The following is a 16292-nucleotide window of genomic DNA, read 5'->3' on the forward strand; positions in this document are numbered from 1 at the left end:
CGCCAGCCGCCTTGCCGCCGCTGCGCCGATCCCCGACGCTGCGCCGGTCACCAGCGCCACCTTGCCTGAAAGTCGTGCCATGCCGTGATCCTTCCCTGATTGCGGGAAGGCTAGGCTGGTTTTCGGGGCTGGTATACTGGGGGTTTGCGGGAACGGAGACTGAAGCCGTCAAACAGGCAAGAAAAAGGGCGGCCTGTTCGGGCCACCCTTTTCATACTGCTCGCTGATCTTACTCGTCTCGAGAATTAGCGGCACTATTTTTGCGCCGCGCTGCGATCAGTTTGCATAAGCCTCATTGCCCACAAAACCCATCTTCTCGATACCAGCCTGCTGAGCCGCAGCCATCACCAGATCGACGACGACATATTTGGCTTCGGCTTCCGGGCGCATGCGCAATTCCGGCTGCTCAGGCAGCGCAGAAGCCTGCTTCAGATAGCTTTTCAGCGTGGTCATGTCGACTTCGGTCTTGTTCCAATACATGTTGCCAAGGAAATCGATATCGATCTGGTTGAACACCGGGTCGACCTGGCTTGGGTTCGGGTTCGGCGGCGGCAGATCCAGCTTAACGGCATGGGTCTGCATCGGGATGGTGATGATGAACATGATGAGCAGCACGAGCATGACGTCGATCAACGGCGTCGTGTTCATTTCACCCATCGGGGCATCTTCGTCGCCGCCACTGCCAACTGACATGCTCATCAGGCAAACTCCTGTCTAATCGGCGACCGGCATCCCGCCAGTCGCCACCACATCATCAAAAATCGCGCGTCACGTTGCCCGGGGTCGGTTCCGAAATGAACCCGACCTTCAAGAACCCTGCCCGCTGCATGGTAAAGACAACCCCACCGACACAGCGATAAGCCACGTCCTTGTCGCCGCGGATGTGCACTTCCGGGAGCTCGATCTTCCCGCCCAGTTTTTCCTGGCGGGCAATCTCGTCCTTCAGTGCCTTCACACCGCGATCCAGCAATTCCTGCTTGGAATCGACCTTTGTCTGCGACCAGTAAGTGTCACAGTTGGCATCCACCGAAATCAGCACGTTTTCCGGCTTGGTGGTGGTGGGAACGTTGGTCACCGTGGGTAGCGTGAGCGGCACGGTCTGAATGACAACGGGAACGGTGATCAGGAAGATGATCAGCAAAACCAGCATGACGTCGACGAGCGGCGTCGTGTTGATTTCGTTCATCGGCGCATTTTCGTCGCCGCTGTCGCTACCGATACTCATAGACATCGGACTGTCTCCTTAACGGTGATCAGGCCGATCACTTCTTGATGGCAGGCGCAATGGGAGCAGCGGTAGCCATCACAGGACGCTGGATCCGGGCACCCGACACCAGCGCGCCGTGCACATCGGCCGTGAAGTTGTTCAGACGCTCGGCGATCTCCTTGTTGCGGCGCACCAGCCAGTTGTAACCCAGCACGGCAGGCACGGCCACGGCCAGACCCAAAGCAGTCATGATCAGCGCTTCACCAACCGGGCCGGCGACCTTGTCGATCGAAGCCTGGCCAGCAAGGCCGATGTTGATCAGCGCGCGGTAAATACCGACAACGGTACCGAACAGGCCGACGAACGGCGAGGTCGAACCAACCGAAGCCAGGAACGAGAAGCCAGTGGTCAGCTTGCCGTTGATCGCCGTCACCGAACGGTTCAGCGCCATCGTCACCCATTCATGCTGATCGATCTTGTCGGTCAGGCGGCCTTCATGGTGATCGGCGGCACGCAGGCCATCTTCGACGATCTGGCGAAAGGGCGAATTCTTGTCGAGCTTGGATGCACCGGTCTTCAGATCGGACGCCGTCCAGAATTTCTTCTCGAGCTCAGCAGTTTCCGTGTTGATCTTCCGCTGATCCAGATACTTGGTGATGATGATGAACCAGCTGTACAGCGACATGAACACCAGCAGCAGGAACACGGCCCAGGCGATGACGCCGCCCTGCTCGAGGGCTGCCATAAGGCCATATGGATTCTCGGCGGCTTCGGTCTGCATAACTTTTTCCCTCGGTTATCGTTGCCAGGACTGACGCTGCGCCAGGCCTGGGTTGCATGTGAAATCAGTTGGTCAAACGCCAGCGCACTGGCTGCGTCTTGCGTTCCGGAACCGGCTGTCCATCGCGGGTGGCCGGGTTGAAGCGGTATCGGCGCTGGATGATCGAGCAGGTCGCATCATCAAGTCGCTTGAAACCGCTGGACTGCACGACTTCGCACTGGGTCACACGGCCATCTACCCCGACCACGTAGGAAACGCGGGCAACACCCTCTTCCTCGGCTGCGCGCGACGCACTCGGATAATCGTCATCCGAAAAAACGTTGCCACGGCCCTTGGGCGTTACAGGCGACGGCGCCACAGCCGGTGGGGCCGGCGGGGCCGGCGGGGCCGGCGGAGCAACCACGGGCGGATCAGGGCGTGCAATGTTCGACTGCACGGTGATCGAATTCGTGGGGGCATCCGACTGAACCGACACTTCGGGCGGCGGCACGTATGGCGGAATTTCGATTTCCTTGGGCGGAGGCGGCGGCGGCTCGTCCGGTGGCGGCGCTTCTTCCTTCACGTTGACCGCTTCAAGCGGCTCAATGATCTTCTTTACCACGCTAATGGCAAAGCCCGATACGATGGCGTAACCGAGAATTACGTGGAGCACGGCGACGCCGACCAACGCAATCTGTCGGTTTTTGCTCATCCCAGGTGCGTCCATGTATGACATGGCTGATCTGGCACTCCCTAAAATATCGGAAAAGCCGCGAGCGGAGGACCCCCCTCAGACCCTGCGTCGTTCCCTTGGATTGCTCCTCTAACCGCAAGCTGCGCGCCGCCGCAACCAGCATTTTTCCACAGCCCCGCCTAATTCTTGTCCCTAGGACTTTTACCCACCCCAGATTCAGGATTTGTTCCCTGCAATTTTGACAAGGTTGCAAGCTGGGCCCGGCAGCAGGTTGCCTCCCGGGGCGCTGCGTCGCTACCATCATGGCCATGAAACGACTGATTCTGCCCGTGTTGCTGTCTCTGGCCGCTATTGCCCCGGTCGCTGCGCAAACTGGTGCCCTGCCGCTGGCCGTGCCGCACGACCGCCTGAGCGGCTTCGCAGACACTGCCGAACTGGCGTTGGCGGCACCGGTGATCGTGCGTGCAACCATCACGCGCGCCAGCCGCATTTCGAGCAAGGGGGCATCTGATGTCGCGCCCGGTCGTGCCCGGTTTCGCATAACCGCCAGCGTGTCGAGCGTGCTGGCGGCGCCGGATGCGCTGGGCGCAACCTTGCACTATCTGTGGGATGCGCCGGTGGATGCGCGCGGCCGCCCGCCTCAAACCAAGGGACTGGATATACTGGCCTTTTTGGCCGCACCGAAAACCGATGGCAGCACGCGCCTTGTCTCCCGCCGCGCCCAGCAACCTTGGGATTCGGCGCTGGTGGATACGGTGCGCGCCATCGTGACCGATCAACGATCCGGCAAGGTGCCAATGATAAGCGGCGTTTCCAATGGCTTCCGTGCCGACGGCACGGTTCCGGGTGAAAGCGAAAGCCAGTTTTTCCTCACCAGCGCCGATGGCAAGCCGGCAACCCTGGTGGTGCAAAATCGCCCCGGCGAGGTGCGACGTGTGCTCCTTGCGCGCGGCGACATCATCGACGAATCGGCGGAACGTGTGCTTGCGGGCACCCTGCTCTGGTATCGTCTGGCCTGCTTCCTGCCGGCCCGCCTGCCCGCTAGGGCCGGCGGCGACGATCCTGCCTTGGCCAAGGACTGGCGCGACGCGCTGGCCAGCCTCGGCCCTTGCGGCAAGACAGACTAGAAGCTCGAAAGCTCCACGCCCACCGCCAGGCAATCGGGATAAACATCGGGCTTGCGGGTGGAAACGCGCAGGCCAACGACCCCGACGCGGGCAGCAACCAGATCATAGATGGCGTGCGCCACGGTTTCCTGCAGGTTGAAGCGGCGGCCTTCCACCAGCCCAAGCACGGAATTGCGCAGGAAATCATAATCCCAGGCCTGAACGACCGTATCGCAGCGCGGGAAATGTGCATCGTCCACCCACACTTCGATGTTGAGGCGCAGCGTCTGCGGGCGGCCGACCTCGAAGGCGTGGAAGCCGATATCCACCGGCAGGTCGAAATCCTGCAGGAACAGCTTTCGGCTGCGGATCGCCAGGTGGCGCGGCACCATGCCGGGGGCCATCGGTTCAATGAAGGTGGGGGGCGGGACGCTGTCGGGCATTACAAATCTACCATGTGGGCAACGTCGCGTGGCAGGCCGAGCAGGCGCTGCCCGCCATCCAGCACGATGGTTTGCGCGTTGTAGGTGGGGGTGGCAATGATGAAGCGCAGCGCGGCGATGATATCATCCACCGTAACCCCGCGCTTCAGCGGGTTCAGGGCGTGGACGGCTTCGAAATTTTCGCGGCTTTGCGGCCCGGAAACAAGAGTGACAGCCGGCGCAATGCCGACGCAGCGCAGACGCGGCGCGTAAGACCGGGCAGTCAACTCGGTCAGCCCTTCCAATCCGATCTTCGACAACGTGTAGGTGAAGTAATCCGGATTGAGATTGGCCAGCTTGGCATCAAGCAGGTTCACCACCAGCGCCGGTTCGTCCACATGGCCGGGCAACGCGGCGGCAAACGCCCGGGTGAGCAGCGCCGGGGCACGAAGGTTCACCGCCATGTGCCGATCAAAACCGGCGACACTGAAATCCTCGATCCGGTCATACTCGAACCGGCTGGCACTGTTCACCAGCAGGCGGGCGGGCGGCAAGCCGGCACAGGCGGCCATGATCGCATCGCCGGCACCCGGATCGGCCAGATCAGCGGCCACCATGGTGGCGTGCGGCAGGCTGGCGGCCAGCGCCTCGGCTTCGGCGCGGCTGGTATTGCAGTGGATCAGCACGTGCCAGCCATCGGCGGCGAGCGCACGCGTGATGGCACCGCCGATGCGCTTGACACCGCCGGTGACGATTGCAGTCTTGATCGGATGCGGCGCCATTGTGGGCGCCGCCTAAGCCTTTGTGCCGGGCGGCGCAACGTGCAGTTCAGCGCAGCCCCCTTTCCAGCCGCCGGCCATCGCCATCCGTGCGCATGGCCGGCAAGCCGAGCAGCCTGAGCAGCAGCGGGTGAATATCGACATTGTCGAAGGGCGGCAGCTCGACACCCCGGCGGAAAGCCGGCCCGGCGGCAACAAAGCTGGCCGCCATGTCGGGATGGGCCGGATCATAGCCATGCATGCCGCCCAGGGCGCGCATCGGCTGATCGGCGCGCGGCGGGCTGAGCCAGATCATCCAGCCCGCATCGGCAATACAGATGATCGCCGGCACGCGGCGGTGGCGGCCATAGTGCAGGCGGGCGGGCAGACGGCCCTTTTCATGGCAGGCCATGTGCGGGTGCGGTTTAAACAACGCCGCCTTCACCGCCGCTTCCTGCCCCGGCTGCGGATTGAGACTGGCGACAGCGCCGCCGGCCACCAGTTGCAGCTTGGCAGGATCAATCAGCGAATCGAGGTTGATGCGGCGATCGTCTGCCACCTGCGTCATGCCGTGATCGGCGACGATGATGATGTTGGCATCGATCCCGCGTTGTTGCAGCCCGGCCAGCAACCGGCCGATCTGAGCGTCCACCTGCGCCACAGCCGCGTTCACCTGGCGCGAATCAGGGCCATATTCATGGCCATCGTGATCGACCGTATCGAAATAGAGCGTGGCAAGGCCGGGCCGCGGCCGTTCATCCAGCCAGGCCAGCAGTTGATCGACCCGCGCCGGTTCGGGCATGGCGCCATCGAACCGCAACCAGCGGCGCGGGCGCACACCGCCCACCGCGGCCTCGCTGCCCGGCCAGAACATGGTGGCGGCGGCGATGCCGGCCTTTTCCGCCGTCACCCAGATCGGTTCGGCATCGTTCCACCAGCGCGCATCTTCGACAGCGCTGCGGATCGACATCGAAAAGCGGCCCAATTCGGCATCCTGCATGGTGTTGTTGACGATGCCGTGGTGATCGGGACGCATGCCGGTGACCAGCGTGTAATGGTTGGGGAAGGTGAGCGACGGGAAGCTGGGCCGCATCGCCGCCGTGGTGACGCCGCGCGCCGCGAGGCCGCTGATCGTGGGTGTGATACCGCGCCGGAGATAATCGGCTCGCAAGCCGTCGACCGATATGAGGATGACAGGATTGGCCGGGCGCGGAACCACGCTGGTGGTCGCCGGCGGCGGCGTGCCTGTGCAGGCGGCGAGCAGAAGCGCGGCAATGCCGGCGATCAGGCGCAAAATCGTCATGAATGGCCCGATAGCAGGACTGTGGGCATTTGCCATGACAGGCCGCACGCGGCTATCGGCTGCACAGCATGACCGATACGCCTGACCGTTTTTCTGAAGCAACGCAAACCACCACGGTGCGCGGCAAGGAGGCGCCCGATCTTGATCTGGGCGTCGCCACCATTCGCCGTGTGGTGAAGACACTGCCGATCAAACCCGGCGTGTACCGCATGCTCGATGCAGCTGGCGACGTGCTGTATGTGGGCAAGGCGCGGGCGCTGCGGCAGCGGGTCAGCAATTACACCCAGGTTGCGCAGCTTTCCCGCCGGCTGCTGCGCATGGTGGCGCAGACGCGCGCCATGGAAATCGTGACCACCAACAGCGAATCCGAAGCGCTGCTGCTCGAAGCCCAGCTGATCAAGCGCTATCGCCCGCCGTACAATGTGCTGCTGCGCGACGACAAAAGCTTCCCGTTCATCCTGCTGCGCGAAGACCATGATTTCCCGCGCATTTCAAAACATCGCGGCGCGCGGGCGGCCAAGGGGCAATATTACGGGCCATTCGCCAGCGCTGGCGCCGTCAACGCCACGCTGAATGCGCTGCAAAAAGTGTTCCTGCTGCGCAGTTGTACCGACAGTTTCTTTGCCAACCGTGATCGGCCTTGCCTGCTGTATCAGATCAAGCGCTGTTCGGCGCCGTGCGTGGGCCGCATCGATGGGGTCGGTTATGCCGAGCTGGCGGCTGACGCCAAGGGCTTCCTTTCGGGCCGCACCCACGAGGCGCAAAAGAAACTGGCCGGCGCCATGCAGGTGGCGGCTGAAGCCATGGATTTCGAGCGCGCCGCCGTGCTGCGCGATCGCCTGAAGGCCCTGACCTATATTCAGGGCAGCCAGGCGATCAACGCCGACGGTGTCACTACCGATGCCGACGTGATTGCCATGGCCACCGATGGCGGCGCGGTGTGTGTGCAATTATTCTTCATTCGCGGCGGCCAGAATTGGGGGCATCGCAGCTTTTTTCCCAGCCACACCGATGGCGTGGACGAAGCCGAAGTGCTGCAAAGCTTCATCGCGCAGCTGTACGAAGATCTGCCGCCGCCCAAGGAGCTGCTGCTGGACCGCACCTTGCCCGAAGCCGATCTGCTGGCCGACGCGCTGAGTGAACGCGCCGGGCGGCGGGTGAGCGTTCGCCATGCCCAGCGCGGGCCAGCGCGGCGTTTGGTGGAACAGGCTCAGCGCAACGCCGAAGAGGCCATTCAGCGCCGCCGCGCCGAAACCACGACCCAGGCCAAACTGCTGCGTGAACTGGCAGAACTGTTCGATCTGGATGCCCCGCCGGCCCGCATCGAAATCTACGACAACAGCCACATCCAGGGCACCAATGCGCTGGGCGCCATGGTGGTGGCCGGGCCGGAAGGCTTTCAGAAGGGCCAGTATCGCAAGTTCAACATGGACGGGCCTGAAATCACGCCGGGCGACGATTTTGCCATGATGAAATCGATGCTGAACCGCCGTTTTGTGCGGCTGGACCGCGAAGACCCTGACCGCGAATCCGGCACGTGGCCCGATCTGTGCCTGATCGACGGCGGCAAGGGCCAGGTTGCGGCCGTGATGGCGGCACTTGAAGATCTGGGGGTTGCCGATGTCGCGATCGTCGGGGTGGCCAAAGGCCCGGACCGCAACGCCGGGCGCGAGACCTTCCATCTGCCATCGGGCCGTGAAATCACGCTGCCGCCCAACGCGCCCGTGCTGTTTTTCCTGCAGCGCCTGCGCGATGAAGCACACCGCTTTGCCATCGGAGCGCACCGCGCCAAGCGGTCGAAATCCATTACGCAAAGCCTGCTGGACGACGTGCCCGGCATCGGCCCGGCCCGCAAAAAGGCACTGCTGATGCATTTTGGTACCAGCCGCTCGGTAAAGGGGGCGACGCTGCAGGATCTGGAAAACGCCCCCGGCATTTCCCGGCTGATGGCGCTGGCCATCTGGCAGCACTTCCACCCGAACGGATGAGCGGCTAGGCTTTGGCGATGAGCCTGATCCTGTTCACTGCACCGACGCCAGACGGTTACAAGATTTCCATCGCGCTGGAAGAACTGGGGCTGGCTTACGAGGTGCGCACGCTCGATCTGACGGGCGGCGAACAAAAACGGCCGGACTTCCTCAAACTCAACCCCAACGGCAAGGTGCCCTGCCTCGTCGATGATGGTTTCGCCATCATGGAATCGGGCGCCATCCTGCTGTGGCTGGCGGAAAAGGCCGGGCATTTGCTGCCCACCGATCCCCATGCGCGGTCGGAAACGCTGCAATGGCTGATGCTGCAAGTGGGCGGGCTGGGGCCGATGATGGGCCAGGCCAATCTGTTCGGGCACTTCTGGCCGGAAAAGCTACCCGCAGTGCAGGCGCGCTATCTTGGCGAGGTGAAACGCTTTTTTGCCATCCTCGATGCCCGGCTGGCGACCCGCGATTATCTGGCGGGCGACTTCAGCATCGCCGACATCGCGCATTTCTGTTGGGTGCGCACCGCCGGCTGGACCGGGGTGAACGCCGCGCCCTTCTCCCATTTGTCACGCTGGCTGGCCGCCATCGCCGCCCGCCCCGCCGTGCAGCGTGGCCTGAAAGTGCCCGAACACTCGCCGCTGAAAGAGAAACAGGGCGACAATCGCGCCTTCATCGAGCGCACGCGCAAGCTGATGGGCATTGGTCCGCGGCAGGCCTAGGCGCCAGGCGTGAAGGTCTAACCCGAAAACCCGATCAAAATCGCACCCGCGCACACCACCAGCGCCCCGGCCCAGCGCCGCGCCGTCACCTTTTCCTTGAGCAGCAACGCCGCCAACGCTGCGCCGAACAACACGCTGGTTTCGCGCAGCGCGGTGATCGGGCCAATGGGCGCGCGCATCTGTGCCCACAGCACCAGCATGAAGCCGGCACTGGAAATCGCGCCAGCAAACAGCCCCTGCCGCCAGCGCCCGGCCGCTGCCGCTGCAAAACCCGCCGGCCCGCGCCGGGCGATGACAACCAGGCTGATCGGCAGGAAGGTGAACACTGCGCCCCAGCCCTTGTAGCTGAACACATCGCCATTCACCCGCACGCCCAGCGCATCAACCAGCGAATATCCGGCAATCGCCGCCCCCGTGAGCAGCGCCCACCCGGTGGCTGCCAACGGCGCGCTGCGATTCACGCCCACCAGCATCACGCCGATGCTGATCGCCGCCACACCCAGCCCCTGCCCCAAACCCGGCACCTCGCCAGCAAAAATCACCGCCCCCACCGTTACCAGCGCCGGGGCCAGCCCGCGCGCGACGGTATAGACATGGCTCATGTCGCCTGCGCCGTAACCTTTGGTAAGCGCCGTCCAATAAACGAGATGGATGGCACTCGAGGCAAGGATGAACGGCCATGCTCCCGCCACCGGCGCGCCGAACAGGCTGATCAACACCACCCCGAACAACGATCCCCCCAGCCCCAGCACTGCCAGATCAACCAGCCTGTCCCCGGCCGAGCCTTTGAGAAACAGGTTCCAGCCGGCGTGGATCAACGCCGACAGCAGCGTGGCGGCAAGGGCCGATAGCGGGATCAAATCCCGTGAAACTGCGCCCAATCGGCCATTGGCGCGCGCGCCGGGTGGACGAAATTGGCCTTGTCGTCCGGATCGATGAAGCCGATCGCCATGCCGGTAAACAGCATGCGTTCTTCCGGAATGCCGATGAACTCGCCGATCGTTTTGGGATAAATCGCCCAGCATTCCTGCGGGCAGCTATCCAGCCCCTCCTCCTTCAGCAGCAGCATCAGCGACTGCAAATACATGCCAAGGTCGCTCCACTGCGGCGGCCCCATGCGGCGATCGACACTGCAAAACAGCGCCGCCGGTGCGCCAAAGAACTGGAAATTGCGCGCAAACCACATCCGCCGCGCCGCCTTGTCCTCCCGCGGGATGCCAAGCCGGCTGTACAACTCCTCGCCCACCGCAAAGCGATAACTGTTGTGCGGTTCGGGCAACTGCTTGGGATAGATGTCATATTCGGTCGGCTCTTGTCCGCCGCCCGCCATCAGCTTGCCAAGCATGATCCGCTTCAACTCGTCCAGCCGATCACCGCCCACCACATCGATATGCCAGGGCTGCAGATTGCCGCCCGATGGCGCCGACGCCGCCGTTTCCACCACGCGGCGCAACACGGCGCCATCAACCGGGGTGGGCAAAAACCCGCGCACCGAGCGGCGCTGCAACACAGCATCGGAAACCTGCATCAAACGGCCTTTCCTTCACTTTTCAGCGAGCTTTGGATTGCCTATGGTGGACGCGTGTTGTCCAGCCTCCCCAATCTGCTCACCCTGTCGCGCATCCTGGCGGTGCCCGGACTTGTCTGGCTTATGTGGAGCAGCAACCCGTGGGAATGGCTCGCGGCGTTCGCGCTTTATACGCTGGCGGCAATCACCGATTATTTCGATGGCTATCTGGCGCGGTCGTGGGGCACGGTCTCGAAAATCGGCCAGTTCCTCGATCCGATTGCCGACAAGATCATGGTCGCCGCCGTGATCGTGATGCTGATCAATGCCAATATCCTGCATGGGTGGAGCGTGATTGCCGGCCTGGTGATCCTGCTGCGCGAGATTTTCGTATCGGGGCTGCGCGAATATCTCGCCGGGCTTGCAGTTTCGATCCCGGTCAGCCAGCTCGCCAAGTGGAAGACAACGGCGCAACTGGTGGCGCTGGGTGCGCTGATCCTGGTGGGCACCGTGCCGATCATGCCGTGGCTGCCCGCCGAGCTCATCGGGCTGGTCACACTGTGGATCGCCGCCATCCTCACCCTGATCACCGGCTATGATTATCTGCGCGTTGGCCTGAAGCACATGTGATGGTGCAGCTGCTGTATTTTGCCTGGGTGCGCGAGATGATCGGCACCGACAGCGAGACGATCGCCCTGCCTGCCGAGGCCACCACTGTCGCCGCGCTGCTCGATTGGCTGGCCGCGCGCAGCCCCGGCCACGCCGCCGCGCTGGCCGACCGCAGCCGCATCCGCGTCGCGGTGGATCAAAATTTCGCCACGTTGGCTACTCAACTGGCAGCCCCACGCGAAATCGCCATCTTCCCGCCGGTCACCGGCGGATGACGTTGTCAGCCTTTGGCGCGCGTCTGCAAGTCGAACCCTTCGACGCCGCCGCCGAACAAGCCGCGCTACTCGCCGGCCGCACCGATCTCGGCGCCGCCGTCTGTTTTACCGGACTGGTGCGCGCCGATGACGGGCTGGCGGCGCTCACGCTCGAACATTATCCGGCAATGACTCTGGCCCAGATGCAGGCGATTGCCGACAAGGCCGCCGCCCGCTGGCCCGGCGTCATCGGCACCGTCATCCACCGCCACGGGCGCTTGCTGCCCGGCGCGCCCATCGTCCTCGTCACCACCGCCGCCCCCCACCGCGCCGACGCTTTCGCCGCCGCACAATATCTGATGGACTGGCTGAAAACCCATGCCCCGTTCTGGAAGCGCGAGGAGTGGGCCGACGGCACCAGCAAATGGGTGGATGCAAAAGCCAGCGACAATGATGCGGCGGCACAGTGGCAAGCCACTCCGGCACCGTGAGGGATAGAAGCATGGCGGCCGAAAATTCACGCGTGCTCGTCCTCGACGGCCATCCCGATGGCACGTCACTGTGCAGCGCGCTTGCCGCCGCCGCCGCGCAATCGGCACGGGCGCGCGGGGCGGAGGTGCGGTTGCTCCATCTGTCGGCGATGCAGTTCGATCCCGATCTCGCCCACGGCTACAAGACCCGCATGGAGCATGAGCCCGATCTTCAGGTGTTTCTCGACGCGGTGCGCTGGTGCGACAAGTTCATCCTGGTCCACCCGCTGTGGTGGGGCGCGGCGCCGGCCAAGCTGAAGGGGCTCATCGACCGGGTGTTCCTGCCCGGCATCGCCTTTGCCTATGAAGGCGGCGGGCATTTCCCGAAGAAATTGTTCGCAGGCCGCACCGCGCGGGTGCTGATCACCGCCGATACGCCGCCCTGGTATCTGCGTTTTGGCTATCGCAACGGCTGGCTCAACGTGTTGCGCCGGCAGATCCTGGATTTCGTCGGCCTGAAGGTGACGCACATTAAAGTGGTCGGCACCGTCCGTGATGCAACGCCTGCGCGTATTGCCGGGTTCATGGCCGCGGCGCGCAAACTGGCCGGTTAATCCAGAGTGCGGATGTAGCGCAGATCGGACCAGCCAGCTTCAAAACGCACCGGCGGTTCCAGCTGCTTCAGTTCGCCATCGAACAGACAGCGCACGGTTCGGTGGCGGCCAACAACAAGTTCGGGCGCCGTGAAGGCAGTGACTGCGGCGGCATCGCGCCAGTCGCCCACCAGCCAGTTCACCGCCACAGCCATCGAATCCACAAGGCCATTGCCGGAAAACAGCGCGGCCTCCAGCCCCTGATCGGTGGGCAGCAGCAACACGCCGGGATGACGGCCGGGATGACCAGCCACCTTGACGCCGCCCAGAAACCCACGCGCCAGCGCCAGTCGCAGCGACTGCCACACTCGCCAGATGCGGCCGTGGCGGGCGTTTTCGCGGGTGCGGGCCCAGCGTGTCATCGGGCCGATGATGATGCGGCAGAAACTGGTTTCGCCGCCGCCGCGCGCCACCGGCACATGCACAAGATTGCCCGATGCCGCCGCCGCAACGATGGCTTGCGGGGTGGCATCGCCGTGCAGGGCCTTGGGCAGCAGGTTCATGGTGCCGCCGGGAATGGCGAGGAACTGGCCATCCCACCCCTTTGCCGCCGCGCTGGCACTGCCCAACGTGCCATCACCGCCCATCACCACCAGCGTGTCGATGTCGCCCAGCGCGGCGGCATCGGGGGCGTTTTCGCGCGGAAAATCGCTGTTGCCGGCGATGGTGGCGTCCGCCGCCTGCAGGGCAGCTTCCAGCGCGGCAATGCGGCCATCGTCGGTTGATCGGCTGGCACGGTTGGCCACCAGCCACACCCGGCCCAGGGGGCGGGCGGGTTCGGGCGGGTGTGGGGCAGGCTTCATGTGTCAGGCCGTGCCGAGCGTGGGCCGGACGGTCAACGGGGTGTTATTACGCATCCCGCATTTCGCAGCAGTCCCCACGATCACAGCTTGGCGCTCAACTCCTTGATTTCCTTGTTCAGGATACGGTCGTTGTCGGCATAGTCCACCGGGCAGTCGATCAGGTGGACGCCGGGCGTGCCCAGGCAATGTTCCAACCGCCCCGGCAGCATTTCCGCACTCGTCACCCGGTGGCCGTTGGCACCATAAGCTTGCGCATACACAACAAAATCCGGGTTGCCATACTCCAGGCCCCAATCCTTGAAGCCCATGTTGGCCTGTTTCCAGCGGATCATGCCATAGCTGCCGTCGTTCAGAACCAGCACAGTGATGTTGAGCTGGAGGCGAACCGCCGTCTCCATCTCCTGGCTGTTCATCATGAAGCCGCCATCACCGCAGATCGCCAGCACCTTGCGGTCGGGATAAACCATGTTGCTGGCCATGGCGCTTGGCAGCCCCGCCCCCATGGTGGCGAGCGCATTATCCAGCAGCACGGTATTGGGGTGATAGGCCGTGTAATTGCGGGCAAACCAGATCTTGTACACGCCGTTGTCGAGCGCGATGATGCCATCGTCGGGCATCGCCTTGCGGATTTCGTTCACCAGATATTGCGGGTAAATCGGGAAGCGCGCATCGTCTACGGCGGCATCGCGGTGGACAACTTCGGCGGCACGGGCGGTCAACATGGCAGCAAAATTCCAGTGCGGCTGCACCCGGATCGCTTCCTTCAACTGCCACACAGCGTTGGCGATATCGCCGATCACCTCGATCTGCGGATAATAAACCGGATCAACCTCGGCCGATCGGAAGCTCATGTGGATAACGGTGGTCGCATCGCCGCTCATGAAGAACGGCGGCTTTTCAATCACATCATGGCCGATGTTGATGATGACATCGGCGCGCCGGATGGCGGCGTGAACGAAATCCCCAGCTGAAAGCGCCGCGCAGCCGAGGAACTGCGGATGGCGTTCATCGATCACGCCCTTGCCCAATTGCGTCGTCAGAAACGGAATCCCGGTCTTTTCAACGAATTCCAGCAGCATCTTGCTGGTCATGGTGCGGTTGGCGCCGGCACCGATCACCAGGATGGGTGATTTGGCCGCCTCGATGGCACGCACGGCGGCCAAAACAGCCTTGGAATCGGCCAGCGGACGGCGGGCATAGCTTGGCTTGAACGGCACGGCGTCGGTTGGATCGTGGGCGATATCCTCCGGCAGCTCCAGATGCGTGGCGCCGGGCTTTTCCTCCTGCGCCAGCCGAAACGCTTCACGCGTGCGTGCCGGGATATTGTCGGCGCTGGCTAGTTGGTGGGTGTATTTGGTAATCGGCCGCATCATGTCGACCACGTCCAGGATCTGGAACCGGCCCTGCTTGCTTTTCTTGATCGGCTTCTGCCCGGTGATCATCAGCATCGGCATGCCGCCCAGAAAGGCATAGGCCGCCGCCGTGACAAAATTGGTCGCGCCCGGGCCCAGTGTGGCCACGCATACGCCGGCCTTGCCGGTGTGGCGGCCATAGGTGGCGGCCATGAAACCGGCGCCCTGTTCATGGCGGGTCAGGATCAGGCGAATTTTGGTCGATCGCTGCAGGCTGTCGAGGAAATCCAGATTTTCCTCGCCCGGCACGCCAAATACATACTCGCAGCCTTCTTGCTCAAGGCATTGCACCAACAGGTCGGATGCTTTGGTCACTGGCCGTTCCCCCGTGTGCCGGCATCGTGGCCGGACTAGTTATTTTTTCGCGTCAAGCGCCTCGGGCTTGTGAATTGCCGTAGCACCGCTCTTGTCGGATTTTACCAGATATTGGGGGTCTTCGGGCGTTGCCTTGGCGACGTGGCCCGTCACCTTGGCTATGGCCGTGATTTTCTTCACGACCTTGCCCGTTTAATGCCCTCCCGAAGAATCCCAACTCACCTTGTCGCCTGCATGCAGTTTCTTGCCAGCCACGTCGTTCTCCTTTGTCAGGAGAACGCAGCAGAGGGCGTTTTCTTTGCACCCATCAGAGATGCCGGCCCGGATTACACCACCCCGAAAGCCAGCATGGCATCGGCCACCTTCTTGAAGCCGCCGATATTGGCGCCCTTCACATAATCGGTGTGGCCATCGGCGCCGCGGCCATATTCCAGGCAGCGATCATGGATGCCGACCATGATATCCTTCAGCATCCCCTGCAGATCTTCTTCTTTCCAGCTCATGCGCGCCGAATTCTGGCTCATTTCGAGGCCCGACACGGCCACCCCGCCGGCGTTGGACGCCTTGCCGGGGGCGTAAAGAATGCGGGCCGCCTTGAAGATATGCACGCCGTCCAGATCGGTGGGCATGTTGGCGCCTTCGGCCACCGCGATGCAGCCATTTTTCAGCAGCAGCTTCGCCTCTTCGCCGTTCAATTCATTCTGGGTGGCACACGGCAGCGCCAGATCGCAGGGCACGCCCCACGGCCGCGCGCTCCCACCATGGAACGTGGCGCCCTTGAATTCGGCGACATATTCCGAAATACGGCCACGCCGGTGGGTCTTGTGGGTCTTCACCCAATCGATCTTGTCCTGGGTGATACCGTCCGGATCATGGATGAAACCTTCCGAATCCGACAGCGTGAGCACCTTGCCGCCCAGCTGCACGATCTTTTCGGCGGCATGGGTGGCAACGTTGCCGGAGCCGGAGATCACCGCTGTCTGGCCGGCAACGTCCATGCCCTTGGATTGCAGCATGTTCTGCAGGAAATACACCGCGCCATAGCCGGTCGCCTCGGTGCGGATCAGGCTGCCGCCCCATTCCAGCCCCTTGCCAGTAAGCACGCCGGTGAAATTGTTGGTGATGCGCTTGTACTGGCCGAACATGAAGCCGATCTCGCGCCCGCCCACCCCGATATCGCCGGCCGGCACATCAACATCCGCACCGATGTGGCGGTACAGCTCGGTCATGAAGCTTTGGCAGAAGCGCATGATTTCATTCACGCTCTTGCCCTTGGGGTTGAAGTTGCTGCCGCCTTTTCCGCCGCCCATCGGCAGGCCGGTCA

20 protein-coding genes and 1 pseudogene are annotated in these 16292 nt (G+C 63.3%); 7 read left to right on the forward strand and 14 right to left on the reverse strand.

Annotated features, from left to right (window positions below; all coding sequences use genetic code 11):
* From ACESL8_RS04715 to ACESL8_RS04735, 5 genes and pseudogenes are all read right to left on the reverse strand, one after another.
* Positions 1 to 81 (reverse strand): annotated as a pseudogene (locus ACESL8_RS04715) (short-chain dehydrogenase); the annotation flags it as partial.
* 195 nt (positions 82 to 276) lie between these two features.
* Positions 277 to 693, reverse strand: coding sequence for an ExbD/TolR family protein (locus ACESL8_RS04720; RefSeq protein WP_372916495.1), 417 nt, complete (start codon positions 691 to 693; stop codon positions 277 to 279).
* Between the two features lie 61 nt (positions 694 to 754).
* Positions 755 to 1225 (reverse strand): ExbD/TolR family protein, encoded by a 471-nt coding sequence (locus ACESL8_RS04725; protein ID WP_372916496.1) that lies wholly within the window; start codon positions 1223 to 1225, stop codon positions 755 to 757.
* Between the two features lie 37 nt (positions 1226 to 1262).
* Positions 1263 to 1988 (reverse strand): MotA/TolQ/ExbB proton channel family protein, encoded by a 726-nt coding sequence (locus ACESL8_RS04730; protein ID WP_372916476.1) that lies wholly within the window; start codon positions 1986 to 1988, stop codon positions 1263 to 1265.
* A gap of 64 nt (positions 1989 to 2052) precedes the next feature.
* Positions 2053 to 2679, reverse strand: coding sequence for an energy transducer TonB (locus ACESL8_RS04735; RefSeq protein WP_372916478.1), 627 nt, complete (start codon positions 2677 to 2679; stop codon positions 2053 to 2055).
* A 290-nt stretch (positions 2680 to 2969) separates the two neighbouring features.
* Between ACESL8_RS04735 and ACESL8_RS04740 the strand changes: the two genes are divergently transcribed.
* Complete coding sequence (locus ACESL8_RS04740; protein WP_372916480.1) at positions 2970 to 3788, forward strand: hypothetical protein; 819 nt, start codon at positions 2970 to 2972, stop codon at positions 3786 to 3788.
* Here the strand turns inward: ACESL8_RS04740 and ACESL8_RS04745 are convergent.
* The 3 genes from ACESL8_RS04745 to ACESL8_RS04755 are packed head-to-tail and all read right to left on the reverse strand — an operon-like array spanning position 3785 to position 6250.
* The gene (locus ACESL8_RS04745; RefSeq protein ID WP_372916482.1) at positions 3785 to 4210 is read right to left on the reverse strand and encodes a dihydroneopterin aldolase; all 426 of its coding nucleotides are present in this window, start codon (positions 4208 to 4210) and stop codon (positions 3785 to 3787) included. The genes ACESL8_RS04740 and ACESL8_RS04745 overlap by 4 nt on opposite strands.
* Entirely contained in the window at positions 4210 to 4971 is a 762-nt protein-coding gene (locus tag ACESL8_RS04750) for an SDR family oxidoreductase (RefSeq protein ID WP_372916483.1), read from the reverse strand. Before ACESL8_RS04750 ends, ACESL8_RS04745 begins: the two co-directional genes overlap by 1 nt.
* 46 nt (positions 4972 to 5017) lie before the next feature.
* The gene (locus ACESL8_RS04755; RefSeq protein ID WP_372916484.1) at positions 5018 to 6250 is read right to left on the reverse strand and encodes an ectonucleotide pyrophosphatase/phosphodiesterase; all 1233 of its coding nucleotides are present in this window, start codon (positions 6248 to 6250) and stop codon (positions 5018 to 5020) included.
* A 68-nt stretch (positions 6251 to 6318) separates the two neighbouring features.
* Between ACESL8_RS04755 and uvrC the strand changes: the two genes are divergently transcribed.
* Complete coding sequence (gene uvrC, locus ACESL8_RS04760; protein ID WP_372916485.1) at positions 6319 to 8238, forward strand: excinuclease ABC subunit UvrC; 1920 nt, start codon at positions 6319 to 6321, stop codon at positions 8236 to 8238.
* Between the two features lie 17 nt (positions 8239 to 8255).
* A complete protein-coding gene (locus tag ACESL8_RS04765) occupies positions 8256 to 8945 on the forward strand; it encodes a glutathione S-transferase family protein (protein WP_372916486.1) in 690 nt (229 codons plus the stop codon).
* A gap of 17 nt (positions 8946 to 8962) precedes the next feature.
* On the opposite strand, the gene ACESL8_RS04770 is transcribed toward ACESL8_RS04765, so the two are convergent.
* Together ACESL8_RS04770 and ACESL8_RS04775 are read right to left on the reverse strand one after the other, a co-directional pair.
* Positions 8963 to 9805 carry an EamA family transporter gene (locus tag ACESL8_RS04770; protein WP_372916487.1) on the reverse strand — a complete coding sequence of 281 codons (843 nt, stop codon included), beginning with the start codon at positions 9803 to 9805 and terminating at the stop codon, positions 8963 to 8965.
* A complete protein-coding gene (locus tag ACESL8_RS04775) occupies positions 9802 to 10473 on the reverse strand; it encodes a nitroreductase (protein WP_372916488.1) in 672 nt (223 codons plus the stop codon). Before ACESL8_RS04775 ends, ACESL8_RS04770 begins: the two co-directional genes overlap by 4 nt.
* A gap of 57 nt (positions 10474 to 10530) precedes the next feature.
* On the opposite strand from ACESL8_RS04775, the gene pgsA reads away from it, so the two are divergent.
* From pgsA to ACESL8_RS04795, 4 genes are read left to right on the forward strand one after another with little or no spacing between them, the layout of a single operon-like run.
* Positions 10531 to 11082 carry a CDP-diacylglycerol--glycerol-3-phosphate 3-phosphatidyltransferase gene (gene pgsA, locus ACESL8_RS04780; RefSeq protein WP_372916497.1) on the forward strand — a complete coding sequence of 184 codons (552 nt, stop codon included), beginning with the start codon at positions 10531 to 10533 and terminating at the stop codon, positions 11080 to 11082.
* Positions 11082 to 11336, forward strand: coding sequence for a molybdopterin converting factor subunit 1 (gene moaD / locus ACESL8_RS04785; protein ID WP_372916498.1), 255 nt, complete (start codon positions 11082 to 11084; stop codon positions 11334 to 11336). Before pgsA ends, moaD begins: the two co-directional genes overlap by 1 nt.
* Positions 11333 to 11806: a molybdenum cofactor biosynthesis protein MoaE gene (locus ACESL8_RS04790; protein WP_372916489.1), complete on the forward strand. Its 474-nt coding sequence runs from the start codon at positions 11333 to 11335 to the stop codon at positions 11804 to 11806. Before moaD ends, ACESL8_RS04790 begins: the two co-directional genes overlap by 4 nt.
* A gap of 11 nt (positions 11807 to 11817) precedes the next feature.
* Positions 11818 to 12399: an NAD(P)H-dependent oxidoreductase gene (locus tag ACESL8_RS04795; protein WP_372916490.1), complete on the forward strand. Its 582-nt coding sequence runs from the start codon at positions 11818 to 11820 to the stop codon at positions 12397 to 12399.
* Here ACESL8_RS04795 and ACESL8_RS04800 read toward each other — a convergent pair.
* From ACESL8_RS04800 to ACESL8_RS04815, 4 genes are all read right to left on the reverse strand, one after another.
* Positions 12396 to 13241: a diacylglycerol kinase family protein gene (locus tag ACESL8_RS04800; protein ID WP_372916491.1), complete on the reverse strand. Its 846-nt coding sequence runs from the start codon at positions 13239 to 13241 to the stop codon at positions 12396 to 12398. The two genes, ACESL8_RS04795 and ACESL8_RS04800, sit on opposite strands and share 4 nt — an antisense overlap.
* An 80-nt stretch (positions 13242 to 13321) precedes the next feature.
* Positions 13322 to 14968, reverse strand: a complete 1647-nt coding sequence (locus ACESL8_RS04805; protein ID WP_372916492.1) for an acetolactate synthase large subunit — start codon at positions 14966 to 14968, stop codon at positions 13322 to 13324.
* Between the two features lie 39 nt (positions 14969 to 15007).
* Entirely contained in the window at positions 15008 to 15148 is a 141-nt protein-coding gene (locus ACESL8_RS04810) for a DUF2945 domain-containing protein (RefSeq protein ID WP_372916493.1), read from the reverse strand.
* A gap of 146 nt (positions 15149 to 15294) precedes the next feature.
* Positions 15295 to 16292: Glu/Leu/Phe/Val dehydrogenase dimerization domain-containing protein (locus ACESL8_RS04815; RefSeq protein ID WP_372916494.1), on the reverse strand; the 998-nt coding region annotated here is incomplete at its 5' end.

The sequence above is a fragment of the Sandarakinorhabdus sp. genome (genome assembly GCF_041689835.1).
Classification (GTDB): Bacteria; Pseudomonadota; Alphaproteobacteria; order Sphingomonadales; family Sphingomonadaceae; genus Sandarakinorhabdus.